Annotated in this window: 27 protein-coding genes, 1 tRNA gene, 1 other RNA gene and 1 pseudogene; 20 read left to right on the top strand and 10 right to left on the bottom strand. The window is 69.2% G+C overall.

The genetic code is table 11. The features are described from left to right. Positions 1-37: 37 nt before the first annotated feature. The 4 genes and pseudogenes from SY26_RS04420 (at position 38) to SY26_RS04405 (ending at position 6,055) form a co-directional block, all read left to right on the top strand. Entirely contained in the window at positions 38-2,581 is a 2,544-nt protein-coding gene (locus SY26_RS04420; RefSeq protein ID WP_045999395.1) for a penicillin-binding protein 1A, read from the top strand. A gap of 215 nt (positions 2,582-2,796) precedes the next feature. Next, positions 2,797-3,921: a peptide chain release factor 2 gene (prfB, locus tag SY26_RS21795; RefSeq protein WP_045999394.1), complete on the top strand. Its 1,125-nt coding sequence runs from the start codon at positions 2,797-2,799 to the stop codon at positions 3,919-3,921. A 106-nt stretch (positions 3,922-4,027) separates the two neighbouring features. Continuing rightward, positions 4,028-4,903, top strand: a pseudogene (locus SY26_RS04410) (aldo/keto reductase); the annotation flags it as partial. A gap of 87 nt (positions 4,904-4,990) precedes the next feature. Beyond that, positions 4,991-6,055 carry a patatin-like phospholipase family protein gene (locus tag SY26_RS04405; RefSeq protein WP_045999393.1) on the top strand — a complete coding sequence of 355 codons (1,065 nt, stop codon included), beginning with the start codon at positions 4,991-4,993 and terminating at the stop codon, positions 6,053-6,055. Here the strand turns inward: SY26_RS04405 and SY26_RS04400 are convergent. The 3 genes from SY26_RS04400 to SY26_RS04390 are packed head-to-tail and all read right to left on the bottom strand — an operon-like array spanning position 6,052 to position 8,184. Continuing rightward, entirely contained in the window at positions 6,052-6,969 is a 918-nt protein-coding gene (locus tag SY26_RS04400; RefSeq protein ID WP_045999392.1) for a pseudouridine-5'-phosphate glycosidase, read from the bottom strand. The genes SY26_RS04405 and SY26_RS04400 overlap by 4 nt on opposite strands. Then, the gene (locus tag SY26_RS04395; protein ID WP_045999675.1) at positions 6,966-7,844 is read right to left on the bottom strand and encodes a PfkB family carbohydrate kinase; all 879 of its coding nucleotides are present in this window, start codon (positions 7,842-7,844) and stop codon (positions 6,966-6,968) included. The genes SY26_RS04400 and SY26_RS04395 overlap by 4 nt, the downstream gene beginning before the upstream one ends. Continuing rightward, positions 7,828-8,184: a helix-turn-helix transcriptional regulator gene (locus SY26_RS04390; RefSeq protein ID WP_045999391.1), complete on the bottom strand. Its 357-nt coding sequence runs from the start codon at positions 8,182-8,184 to the stop codon at positions 7,828-7,830. The genes SY26_RS04395 and SY26_RS04390 overlap by 17 nt, the downstream gene beginning before the upstream one ends. Positions 8,185-8,373: 189 nt before the next feature. Between SY26_RS04390 and SY26_RS04385 the strand changes: the two genes are divergently transcribed. The 5 genes from SY26_RS04385 (at position 8,374) to SY26_RS04365 (ending at position 11,096) form a co-directional block, all read left to right on the top strand. Beyond that, positions 8,374-8,748, top strand: a complete 375-nt coding sequence (locus SY26_RS04385; RefSeq protein ID WP_045999390.1) for an AtpZ/AtpI family protein — start codon at positions 8,374-8,376, stop codon at positions 8,746-8,748. A gap of 2 nt (positions 8,749-8,750) precedes the next feature. Further along, entirely contained in the window at positions 8,751-9,500 is a 750-nt protein-coding gene (locus SY26_RS04380) for a F0F1 ATP synthase subunit A (protein ID WP_045999389.1), read from the top strand. Positions 9,501-9,588: 88 nt separating this feature from the next. After that, a complete protein-coding gene (locus SY26_RS04375; RefSeq protein WP_022707390.1) occupies positions 9,589-9,825 on the top strand; it encodes a F0F1 ATP synthase subunit C in 237 nt (78 codons plus the stop codon). Positions 9,826-9,900: 75 nt separating this feature from the next. Beyond that, positions 9,901-10,536 carry a F0F1 ATP synthase subunit B' gene (locus SY26_RS04370; RefSeq protein ID WP_084693672.1) on the top strand — a complete coding sequence of 212 codons (636 nt, stop codon included), beginning with the start codon at positions 9,901-9,903 and terminating at the stop codon, positions 10,534-10,536. Then, entirely contained in the window at positions 10,533-11,096 is a 564-nt protein-coding gene (locus tag SY26_RS04365; protein ID WP_045999388.1) for a F0F1 ATP synthase subunit B, read from the top strand. Before SY26_RS04370 ends, SY26_RS04365 begins: the two co-directional genes overlap by 4 nt. A 61-nt stretch (positions 11,097-11,157) precedes the next feature. On the opposite strand, the gene SY26_RS04360 is transcribed toward SY26_RS04365, so the two are convergent. Both SY26_RS04360 and SY26_RS04355 read right to left on the bottom strand, forming a co-directional pair. Further along, positions 11,158-11,940, bottom strand: a complete 783-nt coding sequence (locus SY26_RS04360) for a FadR/GntR family transcriptional regulator (protein WP_045999387.1) — start codon at positions 11,938-11,940, stop codon at positions 11,158-11,160. Positions 11,941-12,039: 99 nt separating this feature from the next. Further along, a complete protein-coding gene (locus tag SY26_RS04355) occupies positions 12,040-12,711 on the bottom strand; it encodes an OmpA family protein (RefSeq protein ID WP_045999386.1) in 672 nt (223 codons plus the stop codon). Positions 12,712-12,956: 245 nt separating this feature from the next. Here SY26_RS04355 and nth point away from each other — a divergent pair, with 245 nt between their 5' ends. The 5 genes from nth (at position 12,957) to SY26_RS04330 (ending at position 17,775) form a co-directional block, all read left to right on the top strand. Further along, positions 12,957-13,619, top strand: coding sequence for an endonuclease III (gene nth, locus SY26_RS04350; protein ID WP_045999385.1), 663 nt, complete (start codon positions 12,957-12,959; stop codon positions 13,617-13,619). Continuing rightward, positions 13,616-14,644: an adenosine kinase gene (locus SY26_RS04345; protein WP_045999384.1), complete on the top strand. Its 1,029-nt coding sequence runs from the start codon at positions 13,616-13,618 to the stop codon at positions 14,642-14,644. Before nth ends, SY26_RS04345 begins: the two co-directional genes overlap by 4 nt. 149 nt (positions 14,645-14,793) lie before the next feature. After that, positions 14,794-16,056: a beta-ketoacyl-ACP synthase II gene (gene fabF / locus SY26_RS04340; protein ID WP_045999383.1), complete on the top strand. Its 1,263-nt coding sequence runs from the start codon at positions 14,794-14,796 to the stop codon at positions 16,054-16,056. Continuing rightward, positions 16,056-17,237, top strand: coding sequence for an endolytic transglycosylase MltG (mltG, locus tag SY26_RS04335; protein WP_176695014.1), 1,182 nt, complete (start codon positions 16,056-16,058; stop codon positions 17,235-17,237). Before fabF ends, mltG begins: the two co-directional genes overlap by 1 nt. Positions 17,238-17,325: 88 nt before the next feature. Beyond that, positions 17,326-17,775 carry a hypothetical protein gene (locus SY26_RS04330; protein WP_045999381.1) on the top strand — a complete coding sequence of 150 codons (450 nt, stop codon included), beginning with the start codon at positions 17,326-17,328 and terminating at the stop codon, positions 17,773-17,775. Position 17,776: 1 nt separating this feature from the next. Here SY26_RS04330 and rnpB read toward each other — a convergent pair. From rnpB to gatC, 5 genes are all read right to left on the bottom strand, one after another. Then, positions 17,777-18,151: RNase P RNA component class A (rnpB, locus tag SY26_RS19810), an RNA gene on the bottom strand. A gap of 33 nt (positions 18,152-18,184) precedes the next feature. Further along, positions 18,185-18,829, bottom strand: coding sequence for an N-acetylmuramoyl-L-alanine amidase (locus tag SY26_RS04325; RefSeq protein WP_045999380.1), 645 nt, complete (start codon positions 18,827-18,829; stop codon positions 18,185-18,187). A 7-nt stretch (positions 18,830-18,836) separates the two neighbouring features. Then, the gene (locus tag SY26_RS04320) at positions 18,837-19,103 is read right to left on the bottom strand and encodes a hypothetical protein (protein ID WP_052715115.1); all 267 of its coding nucleotides are present in this window, start codon (positions 19,101-19,103) and stop codon (positions 18,837-18,839) included. A 29-nt stretch (positions 19,104-19,132) separates the two neighbouring features. Continuing rightward, positions 19,133-20,617 carry an Asp-tRNA(Asn)/Glu-tRNA(Gln) amidotransferase subunit GatA gene (gatA, locus tag SY26_RS04315; RefSeq protein WP_045999379.1) on the bottom strand — a complete coding sequence of 495 codons (1,485 nt, stop codon included), beginning with the start codon at positions 20,615-20,617 and terminating at the stop codon, positions 19,133-19,135. Next, positions 20,614-20,901 carry an Asp-tRNA(Asn)/Glu-tRNA(Gln) amidotransferase subunit GatC gene (gene gatC / locus SY26_RS04310; RefSeq protein WP_042244485.1) on the bottom strand — a complete coding sequence of 96 codons (288 nt, stop codon included), beginning with the start codon at positions 20,899-20,901 and terminating at the stop codon, positions 20,614-20,616. Before gatC ends, gatA begins: the two co-directional genes overlap by 4 nt. Positions 20,902-20,975: 74 nt before the next feature. Between gatC and SY26_RS04305 the strand changes: the two genes are divergently transcribed. From SY26_RS04305 to SY26_RS04280, 6 genes are all read left to right on the top strand, one after another. After that, entirely contained in the window at positions 20,976-21,905 is a 930-nt protein-coding gene (locus SY26_RS04305) for an AEC family transporter (RefSeq protein ID WP_045999378.1), read from the top strand. Positions 21,906-22,018: 113 nt separating this feature from the next. Continuing rightward, positions 22,019-22,093: transfer RNA gene (locus SY26_RS04300), tRNA-Glu, on the top strand. 234 nt (positions 22,094-22,327) lie between these two features. After that, positions 22,328-22,495 carry a 50S ribosomal protein L33 gene (rpmG, locus tag SY26_RS04295; protein ID WP_042244479.1) on the top strand — a complete coding sequence of 56 codons (168 nt, stop codon included), beginning with the start codon at positions 22,328-22,330 and terminating at the stop codon, positions 22,493-22,495. A 107-nt stretch (positions 22,496-22,602) separates the two neighbouring features. After that, positions 22,603-23,061: a (2Fe-2S)-binding protein gene (locus SY26_RS04290; protein ID WP_045999672.1), complete on the top strand. Its 459-nt coding sequence runs from the start codon at positions 22,603-22,605 to the stop codon at positions 23,059-23,061. Continuing rightward, entirely contained in the window at positions 23,061-25,286 is a 2,226-nt protein-coding gene (locus tag SY26_RS04285; protein ID WP_045999671.1) for a molybdopterin cofactor-binding domain-containing protein, read from the top strand. Before SY26_RS04290 ends, SY26_RS04285 begins: the two co-directional genes overlap by 1 nt. After that, on the top strand, positions 25,283-25,897 hold the full coding sequence (locus tag SY26_RS04280) for a hypothetical protein (RefSeq protein ID WP_045999377.1): 615 nt from the start codon (positions 25,283-25,285) through the stop codon (positions 25,895-25,897). Before SY26_RS04285 ends, SY26_RS04280 begins: the two co-directional genes overlap by 4 nt. Positions 25,898-25,956: the final 59 nt, after the last annotated feature.

The raw sequence follows: 25,956 nt of genomic DNA, 5'->3' as shown, positions 1-25,956 counted from the left end.
CTATAGACGCGGCGAAACCCCGACAAAGGCTGACCCCGTGCTGCGACCCATCCTGTCTTTCTTCGGTGCGATCTTTTCCTGGGTGGTCACCGGGGTGTTCTTTGCGGCCCTGACCGTCGGCGGCATCTTCTGGATCTATTCGCGCGACCTGCCCAGCCACGAGACGCTGGCCCAGTATTCGCCCAAGACCATCAGCCGCATCTATTCCGCCGAAGGCCAGCTGATCGACGAGTTCGCCGAGGAGCGCCGCATCTTCGTGCCCATCGACGAGGTGCCCGACCTGATCAAGCAGGCCTTCGTCAGCGCCGAGGACAAGAACTTCTACAGCCATCCGGGCTATGACCTGCGCGGCATTCTGTCCGCCGCTTTCGAGGCCGCGGTCTCGGGCGGGTCCAGTGTGCGCGGCGCGTCCACGATCACCCAGCAGGTGATGAAGAACTTCCTTCTGTCCAGCGACCGCAGCGTGGAACGCAAGGTCAAGGAGCTGATCCTGGCCGCGCGGCTGGAGCGCAGCCTGTCCAAGGACCAGATCCTGGAGCTGTACCTGAACGAGATCTTCCTGGGTCAGAACAGCTTTGGCGTGGCCGCCGCGGCCCAGACCTATTTCAACAAGTCGCTGTCCGAACTGGCGCCGCACGAGGCCGCGATGCTGGCCGCCATGCCGCAGGCGCCCGGCCGCTATCACCCCGTGACCGCCAAGGAGCGCGTGACCGAACGGCGCAACTATGTCCTGCGCGAGATGTGGCAGAACGGCTTCATCGACGAGGCCACCTATGAGGCCGAGGCCAAGCTGCCGCTGCGGTCGGTGCAGAACGGGGACTATCCGTCGTTCCGCCGTGCGCTGCCGCCGCGCGACTATTTCACCGACGAGATCCGCCGCCAGCTGAGCCTGGAGTTCGGCCAGGAGGAATTCTTTGGCGGGGGGCTGACCATCCGCGCGACCGTCGATCCCGACCTGCAGTCGGAGGCGGCGAGCGCGCTGCAGACCGCGCTGGAGGATTACGACCGCAACCGCGGCGTCTGGCGCGGCACCGGAGAGGTGATCGAGGCCGGACTGCTGACCGACGAGGCCAGCTGGCGCGGCGCGCTGTGGGACCTGCGCCTGCCGCGCGACATTCCGGGCTGGCACCCGGCCGTGGTGCTGGAGGTCGGGGCATCCGACGCCCGCATCGGCATCGAGGGGATCGAGGAGGACGCCGACGGTCACTGGATCCCCGCATCCGACGTGCAATGGGCCCGGCCCCTGGACCGCGAGACGCGCACGCTGGGTCCGCGCGCGCAGGTGGCGGGCGATCTGGTGCGGGTGGGCGACGTGGTCCTGGTCCGCGCCATGATGGATGGTGCCGATTTCAACCGCTGGAGCCTGCGCCAGGTGCCGGAGGTGCAGGGCGGTTTCATGGCGATGGACGTCAATACCGGCCGCGTCCTGGCGATGCAGGGCGGGTTCTCGTACGAGAGCAGCGTCTTCAACCGCGCCACGCAGGCGCAGCGCCAGCCGGGATCGTCCTTCAAGCCCTTCGTCTATGCCGCGGCGCTGGACAACAACTATACCCCTGCGACCATCGTCGTGGACGAGCCGATCCGCATCAACACGCCACAGGGCCTGTGGGAACCGCAGAACTCGTCGGGGCGCCATTACGGGCCGACGCCGCTGCGGACGGGAATCGAGCAGTCGCGCAACCTGATGACCATCCGCATTGCCGACGACATCGGCATGAATCGGGTCGCCAAGTATGCCGAGGATTTCGGCGTCTATGACACGCTGGCGCCGTTCCTGGCCAACGCCCTGGGCGCGCAGGAGACGACGCTGTTCAAGATGGTCGCCGCCTATGCGATGTTTGCCAATGGCGGCGAGCGGGTCGAGCCCACGCTGGTCGACCGCGTCCAGGACCGCCGCGGGCGCACCGTCTATCGCCACGACCAGCGCGTCTGCGAGACCTGCGCGATGCAGGCCATGCCCGCCGGGCAGGCGCCGGTGATCGACACCAACCGCGAACGCGTGATGGACGCGGTCACGGCGTATCAGCTGACCTCGATGCTGGAGGGCGCGGTCGAGCGCGGTTCGGGGTCGGGCGTTGATCTGCCCGTGCCGATCGCGGGCAAGACCGGCACGACCAACGATGCCAAGGACGTGTGGTTCATCGGCTATTCCAGCAACATCGTGGCGGGCTGCTATCTGGGCTATGACCAGCCGCGTTCGCTGGGCGAACGGGCCTATGGGGGGACGCTGTGCGTTCCGGTCTTCAACGCCTTCATGCGCGAGGCCGTGGCCGAGTATGGCGGGACGGAGTTCACCGTCCCGCCGGGCGGCTATTGGGTCAAGATCGACCGCATCACCGGCCAGCGCCTGCCGGACGACGCCACCGGTCCGAACGTCATCGCCGAGTATTTCCGCGACGGCACCGATCCCGACTGGCTGACGCCCTATGTCGTGTCGGGCTTTGGCGACGAGGTGGTGATCCTGCCCTGGGAAGCCGGGGCCAGCGGTGGGGGGCAGGCGATCACGACCTCGACCGGCGAGAGGCGGGTCATTCCGGGGCGGACCGATTTCGGCACCATGTCGTCGGGCGGGCTGTACTGAGGCCGCGCGCCCGTTTGCGTCCCGCGACGGGCGGGGGGCCTGCTGCCCCCCGCACCCCCCGCCCATCGCGGTGTCGATGGGGTGTCCGGGGGCGTCCGGAGCGGGACCGGCGGGCGCATGGCGCAGCGCGCGTGGCGTAAGGCGTGCCGGTCTTGCCCAAGGGCGGCCTTCGCGGTATCACCCCGGACCTGACGCCTGACCGAAGGAATCCGCCCATGCGCGCCGAGACGCAGTCCACCATCGAGGCCATCCGCCGTTCCCTGACCCTGCTGGGCCAGCGCCTGGACTGGACCACCGCGCCGCATCGCCTGGAAGAGATGAACGCCATGATCGAGGATGGCGACCTGTGGTCGGACCCGGCCCGCGCGCAGAAGCTGATGCGCGAGCGGCAGTCGCTGTCGGATGCCATCGAGACCTATCGCCGGATCGAGGGCGACCTGTCGGCCAATGCCGAGATGATCGAGCTGGCCGAGGAGGAGGGCGACGCCGAACTGGTGTCCGAGGCCGAAGGCAACCTCAAGGCGCTGGCCAAGATGGCCGCCCAGAAGGAGCTGGAGGCGCTTCTGAACGGCGAGGCTGATGGCAACGACACCTTCCTGGAGATCAACGCGGGCGCGGGCGGCACGGAAAGCTGCGACTGGGCGTCGATGCTGGCGCGCATGTACGTGCGTTGGGCCGAGAAGAAGGGATACGAGGTCGAGCTGCTGTCCGAGACGCAGGGCGAGGAGACCGGTATCCGCAGCGCCGCCTACAAGGTCAGCGGGCACAACGCCTATGGCTGGCTGAAATCGGAATCGGGCGTGCACCGGCTGGTGCGCATCAGCCCCTATGACAGCGCGGCGCGGCGGCACACCTCGTTCAGCAGCGTCTGGGTCTATCCGGTGGTCGACGACAATATCGAGATCGACATTCCCGACCGCGACATCCGCATCGACACCTATCGGTCGTCGGGCGCCGGCGGTCAGCACGTGAACACCACGGATTCCGCCGTGCGGATCACCCACCTGCCCACCAACATCGTCGTCACGTCGTCGGAAAAATCGCAGCACCAGAACCGCGCCAACGCCATGGCCGCGCTGAAGGCGCGCCTGTACCAGATGGAGCTGGACCGCCGCAACGCGGAGGTGAACGCCCAGCATGCCGCCAAGGGCGATGCGGGCTGGGGCAACCAGATCCGCAGCTATGTCCTGCACCCCTATCAGATGGTCAAGGACCTGCGCACCAGCGAGGAGACCAGCGACACCCAGGGCGTGCTGGACGGCGACCTGGACCGCTTCATGGCCGCGACGCTGGCGCTGGACGTGGCCGGGAAAAGCCGCGCCGAGGCCAACGCCGAGTGATCCCGCGGCGCCAGCTGGTGCAGGGCGGTCCCCAAGTCGGGGCCGTGGCCTTGGGGACGATGAACTTCAGGGCACCTATGGCGCGGCGGATGCGGCGGACAGCCAGCGGGTGATCGACGCCTGCATCGACATGGGGATCGACCATATCGACACCTCCGACGTCTATGGCGCAGGCGGGGCCGAGGAGATGCTGGCCCCGGTCCTGGCGCGCCACCGGGGCCGCGTGACCATCGCCAGCAAGGCGGGCATCACCCGTAATCCGGACCATCCCTTCGACAATTCGCCCGTTTATCTGCGCGCCGCGCTGGAGCGGTCGCTGCGCCGCATGGGGGTCGAGCGGATCGACCTCTATTATCTGCACCGCCGCGAGGCCGCACGCCCGGTCGAGGAGGCGATGGAGACGCTGATGCGCCTGCGCGACGAGGGCAAGATCGGCGCCATCGGCCTGTCCGAGGTGGCGCCGTCCACGCTGGAACGCGCCTGCGCCATCGGTCCGGTGGCCGCCGTGCAGTCGGAATATTCGCTGTGGTCGCGCCAGGTCGAACTGGGCATGGTCGATGCCTGCGCGCGTCACGGGGCGGCGCTGGTCGCGTTCTCTCCGGTCGGGCGGGGGGTCTTTGCCGATGTGCCGCCGGACCCGGCGGGCTTTGCGCCGGGCGATCTGCGCGCCGGCATGCCGCGGTTTCAGGCCGATACCTGGGCGCGCAACCTGCCGCGTTTGCGGGCCTTTGCGGACTGGGCGCGCGATCAGGGCGAAAGCCCGGCGGCCGTGGCGATCGCATGGGTGCTGTCGCGCGCGCCGCATGTCATCGCGCTGCCCGGATCGCGCAGCCTGGATCATTGGCGTCAGATCGCCCGCGGCGCGGGCCTGTCGCTGAGCGCCGATCAGCTGGCCCGGATCGACGCGATCCTGCCCGCCGGGTGGGCGCATGGCGCGCGCTATGGGACCGCGATGGCGCAGGGGCCCGAAGGCTGGGCGTGATGCCGCAGCGCGGCATCGGCGCGGAACTTGCCATGATATCGGACCTTTGTATGATGCTGCGACTGCATCATGAACAAGGGGCGGGCCATGGAGATCAAACGCATCAATCTGGCCCTGCAGGGCGGCGGCGCGCATGGGGCCTTTACATGGGGCGTCCTCGACCGCCTGCTGGAGGAGGAGTGGCTGGAATTTGCGGCGATCAGCGGCACCTCGGCCGGGGCGCTGAACGGGGCGGCGCTGAAGGCGGGGCTGGCGGCGGGCAAGGGCCTGGCCGGGCGGCGTGCCGCGCGCGAGAACCTGGATGCCCTGTGGATGCAGGTCGGATCGAAAAGCGACAACCGCGTGGTGCGCTGGACGCAGTCGGTGATGCCCATGTCCCGCGGCATGCAGCGCTGGACCGAGATGGTGTCCCCGGCCGCCTGGATGGACAACCTGACGCGGCTGTTCAGCCCCTATGATTATGGTCCGTTCTACGTCAACCCGCTGGAATCGCTGCTGCGCGACCTGCCTTGGGCGGATTTCACCTGTGATCGGGGGCCGGACCTGTATGTCGCTGCCACGAACGTCCGCACGGGTCGCATCAAGGTCTTCACCGGCGGCCAAGCGACGGTCGATGCGGTGATGGCCTCGGCCTGCCTGCCGACGCTGTTCCGCGCGGTCGAGATCCACGACAGCGACACCGGGCGCATCGAGGCCTATTGGGACGGCGGCTATGCGGGCAACCCGGCGCTGTTTCCGCTGTATCGCGCCAGCCTGCCCCGCGACATCCTGATCGTGGCGATCAACCCGCTGATGCGCGAGGTGCTGCCCCGCACGCCGGTGGAAATATCGGATCGCGTGAACGAGGTCAGCTTCAACAGCAGCCTGATGAACCAGCTGCGCGCCATCAATTTCGTCAAGCGCCTGTTCGCGCAGGGCAAGATGGACGGCGACGCGATGAAGAACGTGCTGATCCACCTGATCGACGACGACAAGCTGATGACCGACCTGTCGGCGCGGTCCAAGCTGATGCCGCGCCCGGGCCTGCTGGCCGCGATGAAGGCGGCGGGCCAGCAGGCCGCCGACACCTTCCTGTCCGACCATGCGGACAAGCTGAACAGGGCCGACAGCTTCGATCTGGCGGCCCTGTTCCCGGCACAGCGCGTGGTTTAGGCCATCGCGGCGGCGATGCGCGCCGCCAGCCGCGCGTTGTTCAGCACCAGTTCGATGTTGCTTTCCAGCGAGCGACCTTGGGTCAGTTCGAAGATGCGCGACAACAGGAAGGGCGTCACGGCCTTGGCGGCGATGCCCTGGGCCGCGGCCTCGGACAGGGCCTGTTCGATCACGGGCATGATCTGGTCCTGCGGGATCTCGGCCTCGACCGGGATCGGGTTCGCGACCAGCTGGCCGCCCTTGAGGCCCAGGGCCGCGCGCATTGCGGCGGCGGCGGCGATCTCCTCGGGGCTGTCCATGCGCAGCGGCGCGCGGATGCCCGAGGCGCGCGACCAGAAGGCCGGCAGCTCGTCCTGGCCATAGGCGATGACCGGCACGCCCAGGGTCTCCAGCACTTCCCAGGTCTTGGGCAGGTCCAGGATGGCCTTGGCGCCCGCGGCCACGACCGTCACGGCGGTCTGCGCCAGCTCCTGCAGGTCGGCCGAGATGTCGAAGCTGTCCTCGGCCCCGCGATGGACGCCGCCGATGCCGCCGGTGGCGAAGACCTTGATGCCCGCCAGCTGCGCGCAGATCATGGTGGCCGCGACCGTGGTGGCGCCGGTCCGGCCGTTCGCGATGCAGACGGCCAGGTCGGCGCGGCTCAGCTTCATCGCGTCCGCCGGCGGGGTCTGCGCCAGGGCGCGCAGGGCCTCAGGCGTCAGGCCGATATGGATCTGGCCGCCCATGACGGCGATGGTCGCGGGAACGGCGCCGCCCTCGCGGATGGTGGCCTCGACCTTCTCGGCCATCTCCAGGTTCTGGGGCCAGGGCATGCCATGGGTGATGATCGTCGATTCCAGCGCCACCACGGGCAGGCCGCGATCCAGCGCGTCGCGAACCTCGGGGGCGAAGGTGAGGGGGGCAGTATGGGTCACGGGACATCCTTTCCGGAGACATGCGCGGCCGAGGCCCTGACGGCCTGCCGCAGCGCCGCGTCGCGCGGCATTTCCTTGAGTTCGGCGGCCAGATGGGCCGCAAGAAAGCAGTCGCCCGCACCGGTTACGCGTTCCACGGTGACGGTGGGGGGCTGATAGGTCAGCGTGGGGCCTCCGGCGATCGCCTCGGCCGCGGGATTCGGGCCGTCGGTGACCAGCACGCGGGCGGCGCCGCGCGCCACGACCGCTTCGGCGGCCAGGGCCGCGTTGGCGCAGGCGCGTCCGGCCAGGATCTCGGCCTCCAGCCGGTTCAGATAGAAGCAGCCGCGCCGCGCGGCGATCAGCGGCTCCAGGCGTTCGGCCTTGCCGGGGCTGGCGGGTACCACGCGCAGGTCGGCACGCATCAGGCGCGGATCGCGGGCGATGGCCGACAGCAGCTCCTCGGTCAGGTTGCCGTCCAAGACCACGGGGCCGGTCCAGGCGGGCAGGGTGTCCAGCGGCGCCAGGATCGCGGCGCCAGCCAGTTCCAGGCTCAACGCGTCGGCCACGGCGGCGATCAGCCCCTCGCTGTCCTCGATCGCCATGTAGCAGTCGGTGGGCAGGCCCGCGTCGCGCGTCAGGTGGTCGGTCATCACGCCAAGACGCTGCGCCTCGGCGATCAGGCCCTCGCCCTCGGAATCGCGGCCCACGGCGGACAGGACCGACGGTGTCATGCCCCACCGCGCCAATGCGACCGCCACGTTCAGCGCCACGCCGCCCGGCAGGTGGCGGATGCGTCCCGGCACGTCGGCACCCGGCGCCATGCGGCGCGGCGCGCGGCCGATCACGTCCCACAGCATCGCGCCGATGCACAGCACGTCAGGCGTCTTGGTCATCGTCATCCCCCAGCTGGGCGTTCAGAAAACGTTCGAAATCATCCAGGTCCACCGGGTCGAACTGCCCGAACCCCTGCATCCAGACCGAGGCCTGGCGCATCCCGTCCGGGTCCAGCTTGCACCAGGTGATCCGGCCGCGCCTCTCCTGCCGGATCAGGCCGGCGGCCGCAAGCACCGCCAGATGCTTGGAGATCGCCGCAAGGCTGACCTGGAACGGATCGGCCACGTCGCTGACCGCCATGTCATCCTCCAGCAGCATCGACAACACCCGACGCCGCGTCGGGTCCGACAGGGCCGCAAAGATCAGATCCAGCCGGTCCGGCGGGGTGGGCGGAGTCATGGCGGGGCTTTCTGCGGAGGGCGATGGTCAACCGGGCGGTTGAATGATGGCGCGGCGCGATCGGGATTGCAAGATTGCCGTTACCGAAGAAAGACAATGTAGATCAATGCGTTGCAGGCAGGTCTCAGTTGCTTGACTTGGGGGGCGTCTGCCCCTAGACAGCGCCCAACGACGTCAGGGGCGTGACAGATGGCCGAAAGACCCCAGGGCGATGCGGACAGGGCGGCGGATGCCGACCGGCTGCGCGCACTGGAGGCCAAGCTGGCCGCCCTGACGCCAAAACCCGAGGGCCCCGGCCCGATGGGAAAGTACGAACAGGCAAACCTTGCCTGGCGGATGGTGATCGAACTGGTGACCGGCCTGGGGCTGGGCTTCGTGTTCGGTTACGGGCTGGACTATCTGATGGGCACGACGCCCTTCCTGATGGTCCTGTTCATCTTCCTCGGCCTTGCGGCTGGCGTCAAATCCATGATGCGCACCGCGTCCGAGCTTGACAGGAAATCCGGCCCCGCGCCGGAAGGCGAAAAATCCGGCGAACGGCCGGACCGTGACGAAAGGGACTGATCGTGGCGACGGAAGCGACTGGCGGCGGCCTTGAATTCCACCCGATGGACCAGTTCGTGGTCTCGCCGCTGTTCGGTGACGGGCCCGTGGCGTGGTACACGCCCACCAACGTGACGCTGTGGCTGGCGCTGACGGCGCTGGCGTCCATCGCGCTGCTGGTGCTGGGCACCCGCGGCCGCGCCATCGTGCCGAACCGTGCCCAGTCCATCGCCGAGATGGCATACGGCCTGGTCCACAAGATGATCGAGGACATCGCCGGCAAGGATGGCCTGCGGTATTTCCCCTACATCCTGACGCTGTTCATGTTCGTGGTCTTCGCGAACCTGCTGGGTCTTCTGCCGCTGGCCTTCACCACGACCTCGCACATCGCCGTCACCGGCGTACTGGCGCTGGCGGTGTTCTTCGGCGTCACCATCATCGGCTTCGTCAAGAACGGCGCGCATTTCCTGGATCTGTTCTGGGTGCGCTCGGCGCCGCTGGCCGTGCGCCCGGTCCTGGCCGTGATCGAGGTCATCAGCTACTTCGTGCGTCCGCTGTCGCTGTCCATTCGTCTTGCGGGCAACATGATCGCCGGCCACGCCGTCATCAAGGTTTTCGCGGGCTTCGCGGCCATCGCCGCCGTCGCCCCTGTCGCCATCATCGCGGTCATCGGGATGTACGCCTTCGAGGTGCTGGTCGCCATCGTCCAGGCCTATGTGTTCACCATCCTGACCTGCGTTTACCTCAAGGACGCGCTGCACCCGTCGCACTGACGCGACGGTCCTCGCAGCCCCTGCGCGGTCCCGCATCGGGTCCGCATCCACCAAGATCGACCAACTTCCAACCGCAAGGAGAAATACCATGGAAGGCAATATCGCAGAACTGGGCCAGTACATCGGCGTCGGCCTGACCGCGTTCGGCATGGGCTTTGCCGCCCTGGGCGTCGGCAACGTCGCCGGCAACTTCCTGGCCGGTGCCCTGCGCAACCCGTCGGCCGCTGCCGGCCAGACCGCCACGCTGTTCATCGGCATGGCATTCGCCGAAGCACTGGGGATCTTCTCGTTCCTCGTCGCGCTTCTGCTGATGTTCGCGGTCTGATCCACGGCCATCCTTGCGGCGGGGTGGGGGCCTGTCCCCCGCCCCTTCGTTCGTTCCAAGGCCATGGGGTAGGATATGTTCAGCCTGTTGCAAGAGGCCGCCACCACCGCGGTCGAAACCACTGAGGGCGCGATCGTCATCGACGATGCCGCGACCCACGGCGCCGATGCCGCGACCCACGGGGTCGATGCAGCCGGACACGCCGCCGAAGCCGCGGGCCTGCCGCAGCTGGATATCGCCACGTTCGGCAACCAGATCTTCTGGCTGGTCGTCACGCTGGTGGTCCTTTATCTGGTCCTGTCGCGCGTGGCCCTGCCGCGGATCGCGGCCGTTCTGTCCGACCGTCAGGGTGCCGTCACCGGCGATCTGATGGCCGCCGAAGAATTCAAGCTGAAGGCCCGCGAGGCCGAGGCTGCCTATGACAAGGCGCTGGCCGATGCCCGCACCGAGGCACAGGCCATCGTCGCCCGCAACCGTGCCGAGATCCAGGCGCAGCTGGACCAGGCGATCGCCAAGGCCGATGCCGAAATCGCCGCCCGCACCGCCGAATCCGAGGCGCGCATCCGCGAGGTCCGCGCATCCGCCGATGTCAGCGCGCGCGAGGTGGCACAGGATGTCACCGCCGAACTGGTCCGCACCTTCGGCGGCCAGGCCGACGACGCCACCGTGGGCGCAGCCCTGGACGGGCGCATGAAAGGGGCCGTGCAATGAACCGCATGATCGCAACGCTGATCCTGTTCAGCGCCGGGCCCGCCATGGCCGCATCGGGCGACTACGGCTTCTTCTCGCTGCGCAACACCGACTTCATCGTGCTGCTGTCCTTCCTGGGCTTCATCGGGGTGCTGGTCTATTTCAAGGTCCCCGGCCTGATCGGCGGCCTGCTGGACAAGCGCGCCGAGGGCATCCGCAACGACCTGGACGAGGCCCGTCGCCTGCGCGAGGAAGCGCAGGAGATCTATGCCAGCTACGAGCGTCGCTCGCGCGAGGTCAAGACGCAGGCCGACCAGATCGTGGCCAACGCCAAGCGCGAGGCCGAGGCCCAGGCCGCCACGGCACGCGAGGATCTGTCCCGGTCGATCGACCGTCGCCTGCAGGCGGCCCAGGACCAGATCGCCAGCGCCGAGAACGACGCCGTGCGTGCGGTCCGCGACCGTGCGGTCGCCGCGTCCATCGCCGCCGCCGCCGAGATCCTGGCAGGCCAGGTGCGCGCCGGACAGCGTTCGGCCGGCATCGACGATGCCATCGAGGACGTGGCGCGTCGCCTGAACTGAGATCGCCCGGCCCGACATCCGGCCAAGACTGATCGAAAGGGCCCCTTCGGGGGCCCTTTTGCTATGGCGCGCGGCGGTTCTGCAGGCGCAGCCGTGCGACGGCCGCGTGATCGTCGGCGCGACGCTGCGCGGTCAGGGTGCGGGCGACCAAGTCCAGATGATCCTCCAGCACGGCACGGGCGCGGGGGCCGTCGCGGGCCTGCAGCGCATCGTTGATCGCGATATGCTGGTCCAGCAGGCGGTCGCGCAGTTCCGGGCTGGCGAAGATGCGTGGGCGGTTGAACAGCATGCCCTGGCGCAGCAGATCCTGCATCGCGCGCATCAGGTGCAGCGCGATCAGGTTGTGGCTGGATTCCACGATGGCCATGTGGAAATCGGCGTCCAGCGCGGCCTCGATCTGCGGATCGGGGCTGGCATGGGCATGGCGCATGGCTTGGACGATGCGGTCCAGCACGGCCAAGTCGGTCTCTCCGGCGGCCATGGCGGCGCGTTCGGCGGCCAGCCCCTCCAGGTCCTTGCGGAAAGTCAGATAGTCGTCGGCCGCCTGCGGATGGCGCGCGATCAGGCGGACCAGGGCAGGAGAGAACGCGCTGCCCAGCACGTCCGCCACGAAGACGCCCGCGCCCGGCCGGGTGACCAGCAGCCCGTCGGCCTGCATTGCGGCCAGCGCCTCGCGCAGGGAAGGACGGCTGACGCCCATGCGTTCGGCCAGTTCGCGCTCGCCCGGCAGGCGTTCGCCCGGGCGCAGCACGCCCTGCAGGATCAGGGCCTCGATCTGGGCCACGACGGCGTCGGACAGTCGAGCGGCGTCGATGGGCTGGAAGGGGCTGTCGGCGTCGGACATGGCGGTATCCCGGGGTTCTGGAAGGTCATCCTAGAACCGGACCCCGCCAATGCAAAGAGGCCGGGCAATGGCCCGGCCTCTGGTCGCGATGCGGCAGGATTACTGCGTCGGACGGATCAGGATCTCGACGCGACGGTTCTGCGCGCGGCCCGCGGCGGTGTCGTTCGATGCGATCGGCTGGTTGTAGCTGGCGCCAAGCGCCGACAGGCGACCCGATGCCACGCCGGCGGCGGCCAGGATGCCCGCGACCGATTGTGCGCGGCGCTGCGACAGGTCCTGGTTCAGGGCGGCGCTGCCGGTGTTGTCGGTGTGCCCCACGACCTCGACCCGGCTGTTCGGGTACTGGTTCAGGTTGCGCGCGACGGCATAGAGGTCGGTCTGCGCCGGGCCGGACACGGCGGCCGATCCGGTGGCGAACAGGATGCCCTCGGGCAGGATGACCTGCAGGTAGCTGCCGCGGTTGATGATCTGCACGTTGGGGTTGCTGATCGACTGCTCCAGCGCCGCCGCCTGGCGGTCCAGGATGTTGCCGGCCACGGCACCTGCGGCGGCACCGATGATCGCGGCGCGCGCGGCGTCGCGGCCCTGGTTGTTGCTGTCGCTGTCACGCGTGCCGCCATAAAGCGCGCCCACGGCGGCGCCGGCCAGCGCGCCCTGCTGGGTGCGGCTGAGGCCGGTGGCACCGGTGCCGGTATCGGTCATCGCGGGCGCGCAGGCGCCCAGCAGGGTCAGGCCACAAACGGCCAGGATCGAAGTTTTGCGGAGGTTCATCGGGCTCCCTTTCCTTGGGTCGCGGGCGGGCCTTGGTGCCGCACCCGGTGCGTTCGTGGCTGCCCCGGCGGTTCGGTGGAACCGATTCCGAGATCTGCCGTCAACGCGTGGCAAGCTGTCGCAGTTCCGCGCCAAAGGAAAGTCACTGTTTCGTGGAGGCCACTGGAAACGCGGCAGAAACCCGCCCGTGGCCCGCCGGGACGGGGCGCGCTTGCAAACGGGCGCGGCGGCGGTCACAAGCAGGCATGGCCATCCAGCGTCGCATTCCGCCCCCGTTGCCCTTTGCCGATCAGGTCGCGATATTTTCGCGCCTGGCCGAGGCGAACCCGGCGCCCGAGACCGAACTGCTGTTCGTGAACCCCTTCACCCTGGTCGTGGCGGTCGCGCTGTCGGCGCAGGCGACGGATGTGGGCGTGAACCGCGCGACGCGCGGCCTGTTCGCGGTGGCCGACACGCCCGAGAAGATGCTGGAACTGGGCCTGGAAGGCGTGACCGAGCATATCAGGACCATCGGGCTTTATCGTCAGAAGGCCAAGAACGTCATTGCCCTGTCGCGCATCCTGGTCGACGATTACGCCGGGGAGGTGCCCGACAGCCGCGCCGCCCTGACCAGCCTGCCGGGTGTCGGGCGCAAGACGGCCAATGTCGTGCTGTCCTGTGCCTTCGGCCATCCGGCGCAGGCGGTCGACACGCATATCTTTCGGGTGGGCAACCGCACCCGCATCGCCCCGGGTCGCGACGTCGACGAGGTCGAGCGCGCGATCGAGGACAACGTCCCCGCCCGGTTCCAGACGCACGCGCATCACTGGCTGATCCTGCACGGGCGCTATGTCTGCCAGGCGCGCAAACCCCGCTGCGGCATCTGCCCGATCCGCGACCTGTGCCCCTATGAGGAGAAGACCGCATGACCACCCCGGACCGGACTGGGCCCTATATCATCGGCATCGGCAATGCCGTGATGGACATCATCGCGCCGACCGAGGAAGCGCGGCTGGAGGCCCTGGGCATCACCAAGGGCATCATGCAGCTGGTCGACCGAGAGCGGTCGGAATACCTGATGGCCGCCCAGGCCGACGACCATTCGTCGCGCCGCGATCAGGCGCGCATGGTCGCGGGCGGCAGCGTGGCGAACACGCTGGCGGGCATCGGCGGGCTGGGCCTGCGCACGGCCTTCATCGGCAGTGTCGCCGATGACGAGATCGGGCGGCTTTATGCCCGGCAGACCGAGGCCGCGGGCACGCGCTTTGTGAACGCGCCGGTGGCGGGGGCGGGGCTTCCCAGTTCGCGCACGATCATCTTCGTCACGCCCGACGGAGAGCGGTCGATGAACACCTATCTGGGCATCTCGGCCGAGCTGGGGCCGGAGGATGTCGCGCCCGAGGTGTTCGACGGCGCGGGCTGGCTGTTCCTGGAGGGCTATCTGTTCGACAAGGACAAGGGAAAGGCCGCGTTCCTGAAGGCCGCCGACTGCTGTCACGCGGCGGGGGGTCAGGCGGGCATCGCGCTGTCGGACCCGTTCTGCGTGGACCGTCACCGCGACGATTTCCGCCGCCTGGTTGCGGGTCCGATGGATTACGTGATCGGTAACGTCCACGAATGGCAGTCGCTGTACCAGGTCGAGGACCTGGAGGAGGCGCTGCGCCTGGCGCAGGCGGATTGCGGCACGGTGATCTGCACGCGGTCGGGCGACGACGCGATCCTGATCCGGGGTGGCGAGCGCGTGACGGTGCCGGTCCGGCGCGTCGTGCCGGTGGATGCGACCGGGGCGGGCGATCAGTTCGCGGCGGGGCTGATCTATGGCCTTGCCTCGGGGTATCCGCTGGAGGTCGCGGGACGCATGGGCATCATCGCGGCCTCCGAGGTGATCGGCCATGTGGGCGCGCGCCCGCAATCCGACATCCGGGCCCGGTTCCGGGCCGCGGGCCTGGGCTGATCTGCGTCCCGCGACGTGCCGGGGGGCCAGCCCCCCGGACCCCCCGGCGGCGCGCCGCCATGGCCTGCCCATCGCAATTTCGTGGCGTTGCGCGGCAGGGGGGGCGCGTGTATCAGGGCTGAAATTGCGAGCAGCTGAAGGAATTGCCGATGCGCAGGGTTGTTGTCACCGGGCTTGGGATGGTCACGCCACTGGCGTCCGGCGTCGAGGCGACGTGGGAACGTCTGCTGGCCGGGAAATCCGGCGCGGGGCCGATCACGCGCTTTGACGCGTCCGACGTCGTGACGAAATACGCCTGCGAGATCCCCCTGGGCGACGGCAGCGACGGCACCTTCAACGCGAACGACTGGATGGAGCCCAAGGACCGCCGCAAGGTGGACGACTTCATCCTGTACGGGATCGCCGCCGCGCATCAGGCGGTGACCGACGCGGGCTGGATGCCCGAGGACGAGGAAAGCCGCCTGCGCACGGGCGTGATGATCGGCTCTGGGATCGGCGGGCTGTCGTCCATCGCGGACACGGCGGTGCTGATCAAGGAGCGCGGGCCCAAGCGGGTGTCGCCCTTCTTCATTCCCGGCGCGCTGATCAACCTGATCTCGGGGCAGGTGTCGATCCGCTACGGCTTCAAGGGGCCGAACCACGCGGTGGTCACGGCCTGTTCGACCGGCGCCCATGCCATCGGCGATGCGTCGCGGATGATCCGCTATGGCGATGCCGACGTGATGATTGCGGGTGGCGCGGAAAGCCCGATCAGCGAGATCGGCATCGCGGGCTTCAACGCCTGCAAGGCGCTGTCGACCAAGCGCGAGGACGACCCGCAGGCGGCCAGCCGCCCTTATGATGCGGATCGCGACGGGTTCGTGATGGGCGAGGGCGCGGGCGTCGTCGTGCTGGAGGAATACGAGCACGCCAAGGCACGGGGCGCCAAGATCTATGCCGAGGTGCTGGGCTACGGCATGTCGGGCGATGCCTACCACATCACCGCGCCAAGCGAGGACGGCGATGGCGGATACCGCGCGATGGAGGCGGCGCTGCGCAGCGCGAACCTGACGCCGGATCGCATCGATTACATCAATGCGCATGGCACCTCGACCATGGCCGATACGATCGAACTGGGCGCGGTCGAACGCCTGATGGGCGATGCCGCGTCGGGTGCGGTCATGTCGTCCACGAAATCCAGCATCGGTCACCTGCTGGGCGCGGCCGGCGCGGTCGAGGCGATCTTCTGCGTGCTGGCGATCCGCGACCAGATCTGCCCGCCGACGATCAACCTGGACAACCCCGCCGTGACGCCGAAGCTGGATCTGGCGGCCAACGCCGCGGTGCGCCGCAAGGTCGACGTGGCGCTGTCCAACAGCTTCGGCTTTGGCGGGACCAATGCCAGCCTGGTGCTGGGGAAGGTCGCCGGATGATCTGGCGCAACATCGCCTCGAACTTCCTGACGCTGGCCATCGTGCTGCTGATCGCGGCGGCGGCGGCGGTGGCCTGGGCCAAGCGCGAATTCAGCGGGCCGGGTCCGAGCGCCATCGCGCAATGCGTCCAGATCTCTCCGGGCGCCAGCCTGAACGCGGTCAGCAACCAGCTGGCGGCGCAGGGGGCGATCTCGAACGCCTACATCTTTCGCGCCGGGGCCGACTACATGGACAAGGCGCGCGACCTGAAGTTCGGCAGCTTCCTGATGCCGCCGCAGGCCAGCATGGAGCAGATCGTCGAGACGGTGACCGCGGGCGGCCCCTCGACCTGCGGGACCGAGGTCGTGGTGCGCGTCGGCGTGCGCGAGAACACCGTCCTGCTGCGCGACACCAACCCCGAGACCGGCGCCTATGAGGAAATGGCGCGCTGGACCCCCGGCAGCGGCGACCGTCCGGCGCCTCTGGTCCAGGCCCAGGACCGCGCCGACGTGCGCCTGTCGCTGGTCATGGCCGAGGGCGTCACCAGCTGGCAGGTGGTCGAGGCACTGCGCGCCGCCGATTTCCTGACCGGAGAGGTGGCCGAGATCCCGGCCGAGGGAAGCCTGGCGCCCGACACCTACCTGCTGGAGAAGGGCGGCGACAGGAACGCGATCCTGGCCCAGATGGCCAGCCGCCAGGCCGCCATCCTGGCGCAGGAATGGGAGGCGCGTCCCTTCGGCATGCCCTATGAGACGCCCGAGGAGGCGCTGATCATGGCCTCGATTGTCGAGAAGGAGACGGGGCAGGCGGACGAACGCCCGCAGGTCGCCAGCGTCTTCGTGAACCGCCTGCGCCAGGGGATGCGCCTGCAGACCGACCCCACGGTGATCTATGGCGTCACGAACGGGCAGGCGGTGCTGGACCGCGGCCTGCGCCGGTCGGAGCTGGACACGCCCACGCCCTTCAACACCTACCGGATCGACGGGCTGCCGCCCACGCCCATCGCCAATCCGGGCCGGGCCGCGATCCGCGCGGCGCTGAACCCCGACGAGACGGACTATCTGTACTTTGTCGCGGACGGCACCGGCGGGCACGCCTTCAGCCGCACGCTGGAGGAACACAACGCCGCCGTCGCCCGCTGGCGCGAGATCGAACGGCAGCAGGGCCTGCCCGCGGACAGCCCGGTCCAGACCGCGGATTGATCGCGCAGGTTTGACAAACACGGCCCCCGGACGCAGGCTTGCATCCGGGGGCCTTTCTCATGGCCCCATAGCCTTGGGAGGAGCCGTGATGATACTGCCCGACATGCTGAAGACGCTGACCGACAATGCCCGCCAGTTCCAGGAACGCCTGACCGAATGGCAGGCCGCGATGGCCAAGGGCCAGGAGGAGGCGATGGAGCAGGCCCGCCAGTGGCAGGCTCAGGCCATGCAGCAGCAGCAGGAGGTCAACGCCCGCGTCATGGCCCAGATGGAAGGCGCCAGCGAGGCCATGCAGAGCCAGTGGCAGCAGATGCAGAAGGCTTGGGAGGACCAGTTCGCCACCATGCAGAAGCAGGGCGAGGAGATGCGCGCCAAGGCCATGTCCGCCGCAGGCGGCACCGGCGGCAGCGCATTCGCCGATTGGGCCGAGACCTATGCCGCGCAGATGGTCGCCTTCACCCAGAAGATGCAGGGCGAATCCGCCAAGGCGATCGCCACCGCGACCAAGGCGCGGGGCAAGGGCGGCAAGAAGGCTTGAGTTGCGCGGAGGGCCTGTAAGCCGGATTTTGTCCACCGCTTGCGCGGCTGGATGACCATTCCTCTGGTCCGTCCGTTACCGGACGGATCTAGCTGCCTACCCGGATCTGCTGGGGCAAGGCGGCCCTGCGGATTGCTCCGCGCGCGATCCCTATTCGGCATTGCTCCTGGTGGGGCTTGCCATGCGGGCGCTGTTGCCAGCCCCCCGGTGGGCTCTTACCCCACCGTTTCACCCTTACCCATCCGGGGATGGGCGGTCTGTTCTCTGTGGCGCTATCCCTGGGGTTGCCCCCGCCGGGCGTTACCCGGCACCATCGCCTCATGGAGTCCGGACTTTCCTCGACAGGTCGCCCTGCCGCGGTCATCCAGCCCTCCGCGCGCCGCCCGTATGGGACGCGGCGCGGGGGGCGTCAAGGGGCCGCCGCCCCAAGAAGCCGCGCGACGGTGCGGCGGTCGTCGGCCGTCTCCGGGCCCGCGGCCCAGGGACGGTGGCGCAGGCGGAACGCGTTCAGGCGCGCCGGCACGTCGGGATAGCCCAGGGCGGACAGGCCCTCCGCCAGCACCGGATCAGGGTCTGTCGGCGCGGGGCGGGCGAATGTCGCCAGACCCTCGGCCGCAAGGGCCTCCCAGTCAAAGCGCGGGCCGGGGTCGATCTTGCGGCCCGGCGCCAGGTCGGAATGGCCGATCACGGCGGCGGGCCCGATGGACCAGCGGTTCATGATGTCGCGCAGCAGGCGGCGCAGCGCGGCCATCTGCGGCGCAGGATAGGGGCGGTCGCCGGGATTGGCCAGCTCGATCCCGATGGACCGGCTGTTGACGTCGTCCAGCCCCTGCCACCGTCCAGCCCCCGCATGCCACGCCCGGCGGGTTTCGCAGACCAGCTGTTCCGTTGCGCCGTCCGTATCGACCAGCCAATGGGCGCTGACCTCGGCCGCGGCATCGCACAGCCGCGCGCGTGCAGACGGGCTGTCCGCCATGCCGGTATAGTGGATCACGATCAGCGACGGCACCTGCCCGCGGCGGTCGCCGTGATTCGGGCTGGGAAAGGCGGTCACGGTCGCACTATGGCGCGGGGCGCCGGACGCGCAGGCCCATCGTGGGCGGGATCGGCACCGGGTCCGAGCCCGCGATCTGCGCGCCGGTGGGCGCCTGGACCGGCAGGGCGATGGGGATCGTCGCGGCCGGGGTCGTGCCGGTGACCAGCGCCGCCTCGCGTGCGGTGCGGTACTGGCCGTACCGGTCGGCCTCGAACTGATAGTTCGGGTTCCAGCCCCGATGTTCCCCGCATCCGGCCAGCGCCAGCACCCCGATCATCCACCAGCCGCGCATGACGCCTCCATCGGTCCGTTTCGCGGACGTTACCACCAGCGATCCGGCTTGGCCACAAATCCCGCAGCGCGTTCCAGCACCTGCGCCTGGTTCAAGAGATCGCCCTCCTCGAAGGGGCGGCCGATCAGCTGCAGGCCCAGGGGCAGGCCCTGGGCGTCCTGTCCCACCGGCACCGCGATGCCGGGCAGGCCCGCCAGGTTCAGCGTCACCGTGAAGACGTCGTTCAGATACATCTGCACCGGATCGCCCTTGTCGCCCGAGCCAAGCGGGAAGGCCGCCGAGGGCGTCGCGGGCGCCAGGATCGAATCGACGCCGGCCGCAAAGGCCTGGTCGAAATCGCGCTTGATCAACGCGCGCACGCGGCGGGCGCGGTTGTAATAGGCGTCATAGAAGCCCGCTGACAGCACATAGGTGCCGATCATCACCCGGCGCTGAACCTCGGGGCCGAAGCCCTGGGCGCGGGTCTTCTCGTACATCTCGGTGATGCCGTCGCCCTTGCCCAGGGTCGCGCGGTGGCCGTAACGCACGCCGTCATAGCGGGCCAGGTTCGACGATGCCTCGGCGGGCGCGATCACGTAATAGGCGGGCAGGGCGTATTTCGTATGCGGCAGGCTGATGTCGACGATCTCGGCGCCCGCGTCGCGCAGCATCTCGGCCCCCTGACGCCACAGGGCGTCGATGGCGTCGGGCATGCCGTCCACGCGGTATTCACGCGGGATGCCGATGCGCTTGCCACGGATGTCGCCAGTCAGCGCGGCCTCGAAATCGGGGACCGGCAGGTCGGCGCAGGTGCTGTCCTGGGGATCGGCAGAGGCCATCGCGCCCAGCATGATCGCGGCGTCCCGCACCGTGCGCGTCATCGGCCCCGCCTGGTCCAGGCTGGAGGCGTAGGCGATGACGCCCCACCGGCTGACCCGGCCATAGGTCGGCTTCAGCCCCACCGTGCCGGTGAAGGCCGCGGGCTGGCGGATCGATCCGCCCGTATCGGTACCGGTCGCGCCCAGGCACAGATCGGCCGCGACGGCTGCGGCCGAACCGCCGGAACTGCCGCCCGGGGTCAGCTGCGCGCCGTCAGGCCCGCGCCACGGGTTCACCGTCGGACCATAGCAACTGGATTCGTTGGTCGAACCCATCGCGAATTCGTCCTGGTTCAGCTTGCCCAGCATCACTGCGCCCGCATTCCACAGGTTCTGCGTCACGGTCGATTCGTATTCCGGGGTGAAGCCCTGCAGGATGCGGCTGCCGGCCTGCGACGGCACGCCCTTGACGCAGAAGACGTCCTTGACGCCCACCGGGATGCCGGTCATCGGCGCGGCGTCGCCTGCCTTGATGCGCTGATCGGCGGCGCGGGCCATGTCGCGCGCCATGTCGGGGGTGTGATGCACGAAGGCGTTCAGCGCGCCCGCGGCGTCGATCGCGCCCAGGCAGGCATCGGTCAGTTCGACCGAGGTCAGATCTCCTGCGCGCAGCGCGTCGCGCGCGTCGGCAATGGTCAGTCGGTTCGCGTTCGTCATTCCACCACCTTCGGCACGGCAAAGAACCCCTCGCGGGCGTCGGGGGCGTTGGACAGGATCTTGTCGGCCATGCCGCCCGAGGTCACGACATCCTCGCGCCGCTTCAGGCGCATGGGGGTGACGCCGGTCATGGGCTCCACGCCCTCGACATCGACCTCGTTCAGCTGGTCCATGAAATGCAGGATGCCGGACAGATCGCGCGCCAGGGCGGGCAGGGCGGCATCATCGACCGCGATGCGCGCCAGATGGGCGACCTTGCGGGCCTGATCCTCGGTGATCGACATGACGTTTCCTTTCGTTGGCCGCGGGTCTACAACCCCGCGCGAAAGGCCGCAAGACGCACGGCCGAAAGGTCCCCATGCAAGCAGCCCTGGCCGTCATCCCCGTCATAGCCCTTGTCCTGCTGGGCCATCTGGCGCGGCGGGGCGGGCTGATTCCCGCCGCCAGCTGGCCGGGAATCGAGCAGTTGGGATACCGCGTGCTGTTCCCCGCGATCCTGCTGACGTCGATCTATCGGTCAGAGCTGTCCCTGGGGCGGCTTGGCCCCTATCTGGGCGCGATGGCGCTGGCCTTTGCGGCGACCGGGGCGCTGGCGCTGATCTGGGCCGCGCGCCGGGATCAGACCGGGCCGCGCAGCAGTTCGCTGTTCCAGGGCGCGTTGCGGTTCAATTCGCTGCTGATCCTGGCGGTCGCAGCCCAGGGCTTGGGCGGGCAGGCGCTTGGCGACCTGGCGGTGGCCTTTGCGTTCCTGATCCCGGCGTTCAACATTTCGGCCATCGTGGCGCTGACGCTGCTGTCGGACGGGCCGCGCCCCGCGGGGGCCACGGCCCGCATCGGCGCCGAGATCGGCCGCAACCCGATGGTGCTTTCCTGCGCGGCGGGGCTGGCGCTGAACCTGTCGGGTGTCGTCCTGCCCGCGGTCGTGCTGTCGCCGCTGGACTGGCTGGGGCAGGGGGCGCTGGCCGTGGGCCTTCTGGCGGTGGGGGCGGGGATCGATCCCGCGCGCCTGTGGCAGCGCGACCCGGCGCTGTGGCTGGGGGTGTGGTTGCGGCTGGCGCTGTGCCCGGTGATCTTTTTGGCCGCCGCGCTGGTCATCGGCCTGCCTGCAGGGCAGGTCGCGTCGGGCGTGCTGGCCACGGCCGCACCGGGGGCGCCCGTCGGCTATATCCTGGCGCGCCAGATGGGCGGGGACGCCGATTTCTATGCCGCGATCTTCACCTGGCAGACTGTCCTTGCGGCACTGACCTTGCCCTTGTGGCTTATTTTCGCAGGATTTCTTGGGGCCTGAGGGCCGCGTGCGATTTTTTTCAGGCAGGTCCGTTTTTTTGGCTTGCAGCCTCTCGCGGCTTTGCCTAAACACCGCCTCACGCCGCCAGGGAAGACTGGCAGCGGACAGAAAGTGGCCCGTTCGTCTATCGGTTAGGACGTCAGGTTTTCAACCTGAAAAGAGGGGTTCGACTCCCCTACGGGCTGCCACTTCTTTCCCCACATCGACGGACTGACCAGCGCCTCGGCTCCGTGCCAGGGGCGTTTCGCATGGTGCAGGGCGTTTATCGTCGGCGCGCCGTTTTCTGCGACCAATGCCCATGTTTTCGTGCCAATCCGCGGCTTTGGCGGTTGACTCCGCCACCTGCGGGGCTAAAAGGCGGCTTCGATAAGAATTCCACGGGGTTTGCGGCGCGCGATTGCCCCGAAGCAGGAGCAACAACCATGGCGAAGCCGACCACCATCAAGATCCGGCTGAACTCGACCGCCGGCACCGGCCACTTCTATGTGACCAAGAAGAATGCCCGCACGATGACCGAAAAGATGTCCGTCCGGAAATACGACCCGGTCGTGCGTCAGCACGTCGAATACAAGGAAGGCAAGATCAAGTAAGATCTTCCCGTCCGACTGTGCAAGGGCCGCCATCCGCAAGGACTGGCGGCCTTTTGCCATGGATGCGCCCGCTTGCGCGACGCCGCGGGCTGCGGCAGATTGCGTCCATGCGACTGATCGTCAACGGAAACACCCATGACCTGGACGCCGACCCGCAGATGCCGCTGCTGTGGGCGCTGCGCGATCTGCTGGGCCTGACCGGCACGAAATACGGTTGCGGCATCGCGCAATGCGGGGCCTGCACGGTGCACATGGACGGCATGGCGGTGCGCGCCTGCCAGATACGCCTGGCCGACGTGGCCGGAGAGATCACCACGATCGAGGGGCTGGGCACGCCCGACGACCCGCACCCGGTCCAGGCCGCCTGGATCGAACAGCAGGTCGCCCAATGCGGCTATTGCCAGTCCGGCCAGATCATGCAGGCCGCGTCCCTGCTGGCGCTGAACACCGACCCGTCCGACGCGGACATCGACCGCGCGATGTCGGGCAACCTGTGCCGCTGCGCGACCTATCCTCGCATCCGCGCGGCGATCCGGTCGGCGGCGATCCGCATCGGGTCTGCCTGATGTCACGCGCGGGGCGGATCGCGCGGCGGGGTTTCCTGATCGGATCGGTCGCCGTGGCCGGGGGCGTGGCCTTCGGCGCCTGGCGCTATGCGCGCCCGCTGCCGGATCCCTTTGCAGGGACGGATGCAGGCGCGCTGAACCCCTATGTCTTGATCGACGCGGATGGCGTCACGCTGGTCGCGCCGCGCGCCGACAAGGGGCAGGGCGCCCGCTGGCTGCAGGCCGCCCTGATCGCCGAGGAATTGGACATCGACCCCGCCACCGCCCGCATCGTGCCCGGCCCGGTCAGCGCCACGTACTATAACCGCGCGTTGATCGCGGATTTCATGCCCTTTGCGCCGACTGATACCAGTTGGCTGGCCGAAACCGCGCGGGGCGCCGCCGACATTCCCGCGCGCCTGCTGGGCTGGCAGATGACCGGCGGGTCCAGTTCGACCACCGACGGCTTCGACAAGCTGCGCCAGGCGGGCGCCGTCGCGCGCGAGACGCTGAAGCAGGCCGCCGCCTTGCGCCACGGGCTGGACCGCGCCGATCTGGACACCGCAGAGGGCGCGGTGATCCTGCCCGACGGCACGCGCATCCCCTATCCCGATTTGGCCCGCGACGCCGCCGCGATGCCCCCCGTGACCCAGGTCGTGCTGCGCGACCGGTCGCAGTGGCGCTGGCTGGGCAAGCCGATGGCGCGCGCCGACGTGGTCGCGAAATCGACCGGCACGCAGGTCTATGGGATCGATCTGGTCCTGCCCGACATGCTGCACGCAACGGTGCGGATGGCGCCCTGGGGCGGGACGGTCGCACGGCTGGACCCCGTCGCGGCCGAAGGCCTGCCCGGCGTCCTGCGCGTGCTGCCGATCACCGGGGGCGTCGCGGTTCTGGCGCGCGACACCTGGTCCGCGATGCGGGCCGCGCAGGCGCTGGACGTCGAATTTGCGGCCCCCGATACGGCGGGCGGTCAGCAGGCGATCTGGGCCGCGCTGCAGGCCGCCCATGACGCGGGCGACATCGACAGCCGCAAGCGGGACGATGGCGACGTGGATGCGGCTGTCGGCCCCGGCGATTTCACCGCCGAATACCGCGTGCCCTTCCTGGCCCATGCGCCGTTGGAGCCGATGAACGCCATCGTGCTGGTGACGGACGATGCCTGCACCATCTGGGCCGGCACGCAGGTCCCCGATTTCGCGGTCGCCCGCGCCGCCGCCCTGACCGGCCTGCCCAAGACCGCGATCCGGCTGGAGAACCAGATGATCGGCGGCAGCTTCGGCCGCCGGCTGGAGATCGACTTCATCGCCCAGGCTGTCCAGATCGCGATGGCCGTCCCCGGTCGCCCGGTCAAGCTGACCTGGTCGCGCGAGGAGGATTTCGCCCATGACCAGCCCCGCCCCGCGCAGATCGCCCGCGTCCGGGGCCGCGTGACCGCCGATGGCGTGCACGCGCTGGACCTGGCGGTGGCCAGCCCGTCGGTCATCGCCTCCTGGTTCGGGCGCGTGGCCAGCGCGCCGCCCGGTCCCGACCTCAGCATCACCACCGGCGCATGGGACCAGCCCTTTGCGATCCCGCATTTCCGCGTGACGGGCCTGCGCGCGCCCGAATCGGTGCCGGTCAGCAGCTGGCGGTCGGTGGGCGCATCGTCGAACGGCTTCTTCCTGGGCACCGCCCTGGACGAAATGTTCGCGCAGGCCGGCATCGACCCGCTGGAGGGGCTGTTGCGCCTGTGCGACCACGCCCCCTCGCGCGCGGTGCTGGAGGGGGTCCGCGACCTGTCGGGCTGGACCGGCCGCGACGTGGGGCAGGGGCGCGGGCGGGGGGTGGCGTTCTGCCTGTCCTTCGGCGTGCCCTGCGCCCAGGTGGTCGAGGTTCAGGACACACCGCAGGGCATCCGCCTGACCCAGGCCTTTGCCGTGGCCGATGTGGGCATCGTGCTGGACCCGGTGAATGCCGATGCGCAGCTGTCTGGCGGCATGCTGTTCGGGCTGGGCCATGCGATGAACTGCCAACTGACCTATCGCGATCACCGTCCCGATCAGACCAATTTCCATGCCTACGAGGGGTTGCGCATGCACCAGGCCCCCGCCGTTCAGGTCCGCCTGCTGGAGAACGGCCCCCTGCGGGGCCTGGGCGAACCCGGCGTTCCGCCCGCCGCCGCGGCCTTGGGCAATGCGATCTTCGCCGCGACGGGCCTGCGCCTGCGCGACCTGCCCTTTGCCCGGGGGGTGCGGTTCGCATGATGCGTCTGCTGACCCTGCTGCTGATGACCGGACCGGCCTGGGCCGAAGGTGTCATGCCCTCGATCGTTGCTCCGCCTGCGGCGGGATCGGTCAGCACCGCCGACGGTCTGGCGGCATGGGACCGCGTTCAGCAGGTCGTGTCGCATCCGCGCTGCGCCAACTGCCATGTCGGGCCCGATCACCTGCCCATGTGGTCCGGTCCCGAATATCCCGAACCCCGCCCGCACGGCATGCATGTCAGCGGCGGCGACAGCCGCATGGGTGTCGAGACGCTGCCCTGCGCCACCTGCCACGTCACCGCTTCGACGCTGGAGTCGGATCCGCATCAGGCACCGAACGCGATGATCCCCTGGCAGCTGCCCCCGGTCGAGATGGCGTGGTTCGGCCTGGACGGTCCCGCCCTGTGCCGCCAGCTGCGCGACCCGCAGCGGAACGGCGGGCGCGACTGGGTCGAACTGGCCGAACACCTGCGCGACGATGCCAGCCACGGTGGCTTTGTCGCCTGGGGTTTCGCGCCCGGCGGTGGCCGCGAACCCGCGCCCTTCGGCCTGCAGGCGCATATCGACGACGTGCTGAAATGGGGGGCAGCCGGACAACCCTGTCCGGAATGACCATCCTGGTCGCTTTTTCGGCATCCAAATCGGGCCGACTGCGTTAGGCTGCCAGCACC

Origin of the sequence: Paracoccus sp. 228 (genome assembly GCF_000967825.1) — a bacterium.
Lineage (GTDB): Bacteria > Pseudomonadota > Alphaproteobacteria > Rhodobacterales > Rhodobacteraceae > Paracoccus > Paracoccus marcusii.
Note: the sequence above shows the minus strand (reverse complement) of the source record. Positions and strands in the feature narration are given on the sequence as shown.

Excerpts from the sequence above, each read along its gene's own strand:
- prfB (WP_045999394.1), top strand. The coding sequence starts at position 2,797 with ATGCGCGCCGAGACGCAGTCCACCATCGAGGCCATCCGCCGTTCCCTG.
- SY26_RS04405 (WP_045999393.1), top strand. The coding sequence starts at position 4,991 with ATGGAGATCAAACGCATCAATCTGGCCCTGCAGGGCGGCGGCGCGCAT.
- SY26_RS04395 (WP_045999675.1), bottom strand. The coding sequence starts at position 7,844 with ATGACCAAGACGCCTGACGTGCTGTGCATCGGCGCGATGCTGTGGGAC.
- SY26_RS04390 (WP_045999391.1), bottom strand. The coding sequence starts at position 8,184 with ATGACTCCGCCCACCCCGCCGGACCGGCTGGATCTGATCTTTGCGGCC.
- SY26_RS04385 (WP_045999390.1), top strand. The coding sequence starts at position 8,374 with ATGGCCGAAAGACCCCAGGGCGATGCGGACAGGGCGGCGGATGCCGAC.
- SY26_RS04375 (WP_022707390.1), top strand. The coding sequence starts at position 9,589 with ATGGAAGGCAATATCGCAGAACTGGGCCAGTACATCGGCGTCGGCCTG.
- SY26_RS04370 (WP_084693672.1), top strand. The coding sequence starts at position 9,901 with ATGTTCAGCCTGTTGCAAGAGGCCGCCACCACCGCGGTCGAAACCACT.
- SY26_RS04365 (WP_045999388.1), top strand. The coding sequence starts at position 10,533 with ATGAACCGCATGATCGCAACGCTGATCCTGTTCAGCGCCGGGCCCGCC.
- SY26_RS04360 (WP_045999387.1), bottom strand. The coding sequence starts at position 11,940 with ATGTCCGACGCCGACAGCCCCTTCCAGCCCATCGACGCCGCTCGACTG.
- SY26_RS04355 (WP_045999386.1), bottom strand. The coding sequence starts at position 12,711 with ATGAACCTCCGCAAAACTTCGATCCTGGCCGTTTGTGGCCTGACCCTG.
- nth (WP_045999385.1), top strand. The coding sequence starts at position 12,957 with ATGGCCATCCAGCGTCGCATTCCGCCCCCGTTGCCCTTTGCCGATCAG.
- SY26_RS04345 (WP_045999384.1), top strand. The coding sequence starts at position 13,616 with ATGACCACCCCGGACCGGACTGGGCCCTATATCATCGGCATCGGCAAT.
- fabF (WP_045999383.1), top strand. The coding sequence starts at position 14,794 with ATGCGCAGGGTTGTTGTCACCGGGCTTGGGATGGTCACGCCACTGGCG.
- SY26_RS04330 (WP_045999381.1), top strand. The coding sequence starts at position 17,326 with ATGATACTGCCCGACATGCTGAAGACGCTGACCGACAATGCCCGCCAG.
- SY26_RS04320 (WP_052715115.1), bottom strand. The coding sequence starts at position 19,103 with ATGCGCGGCTGGTGGATGATCGGGGTGCTGGCGCTGGCCGGATGCGGG.
- gatA (WP_045999379.1), bottom strand. The coding sequence starts at position 20,617 with ATGACGAACGCGAACCGACTGACCATTGCCGACGCGCGCGACGCGCTG.
- gatC (WP_042244485.1), bottom strand. The coding sequence starts at position 20,901 with ATGTCGATCACCGAGGATCAGGCCCGCAAGGTCGCCCATCTGGCGCGC.
- SY26_RS04305 (WP_045999378.1), top strand. The coding sequence starts at position 20,976 with ATGCAAGCAGCCCTGGCCGTCATCCCCGTCATAGCCCTTGTCCTGCTG.
- rpmG (WP_042244479.1), top strand. The coding sequence starts at position 22,328 with ATGGCGAAGCCGACCACCATCAAGATCCGGCTGAACTCGACCGCCGGC.
- SY26_RS04290 (WP_045999672.1), top strand. The coding sequence starts at position 22,603 with ATGCGACTGATCGTCAACGGAAACACCCATGACCTGGACGCCGACCCG.
- SY26_RS04285 (WP_045999671.1), top strand. The coding sequence starts at position 23,061 with ATGTCACGCGCGGGGCGGATCGCGCGGCGGGGTTTCCTGATCGGATCG.
- SY26_RS04280 (WP_045999377.1), top strand. The coding sequence starts at position 25,283 with ATGATGCGTCTGCTGACCCTGCTGCTGATGACCGGACCGGCCTGGGCC.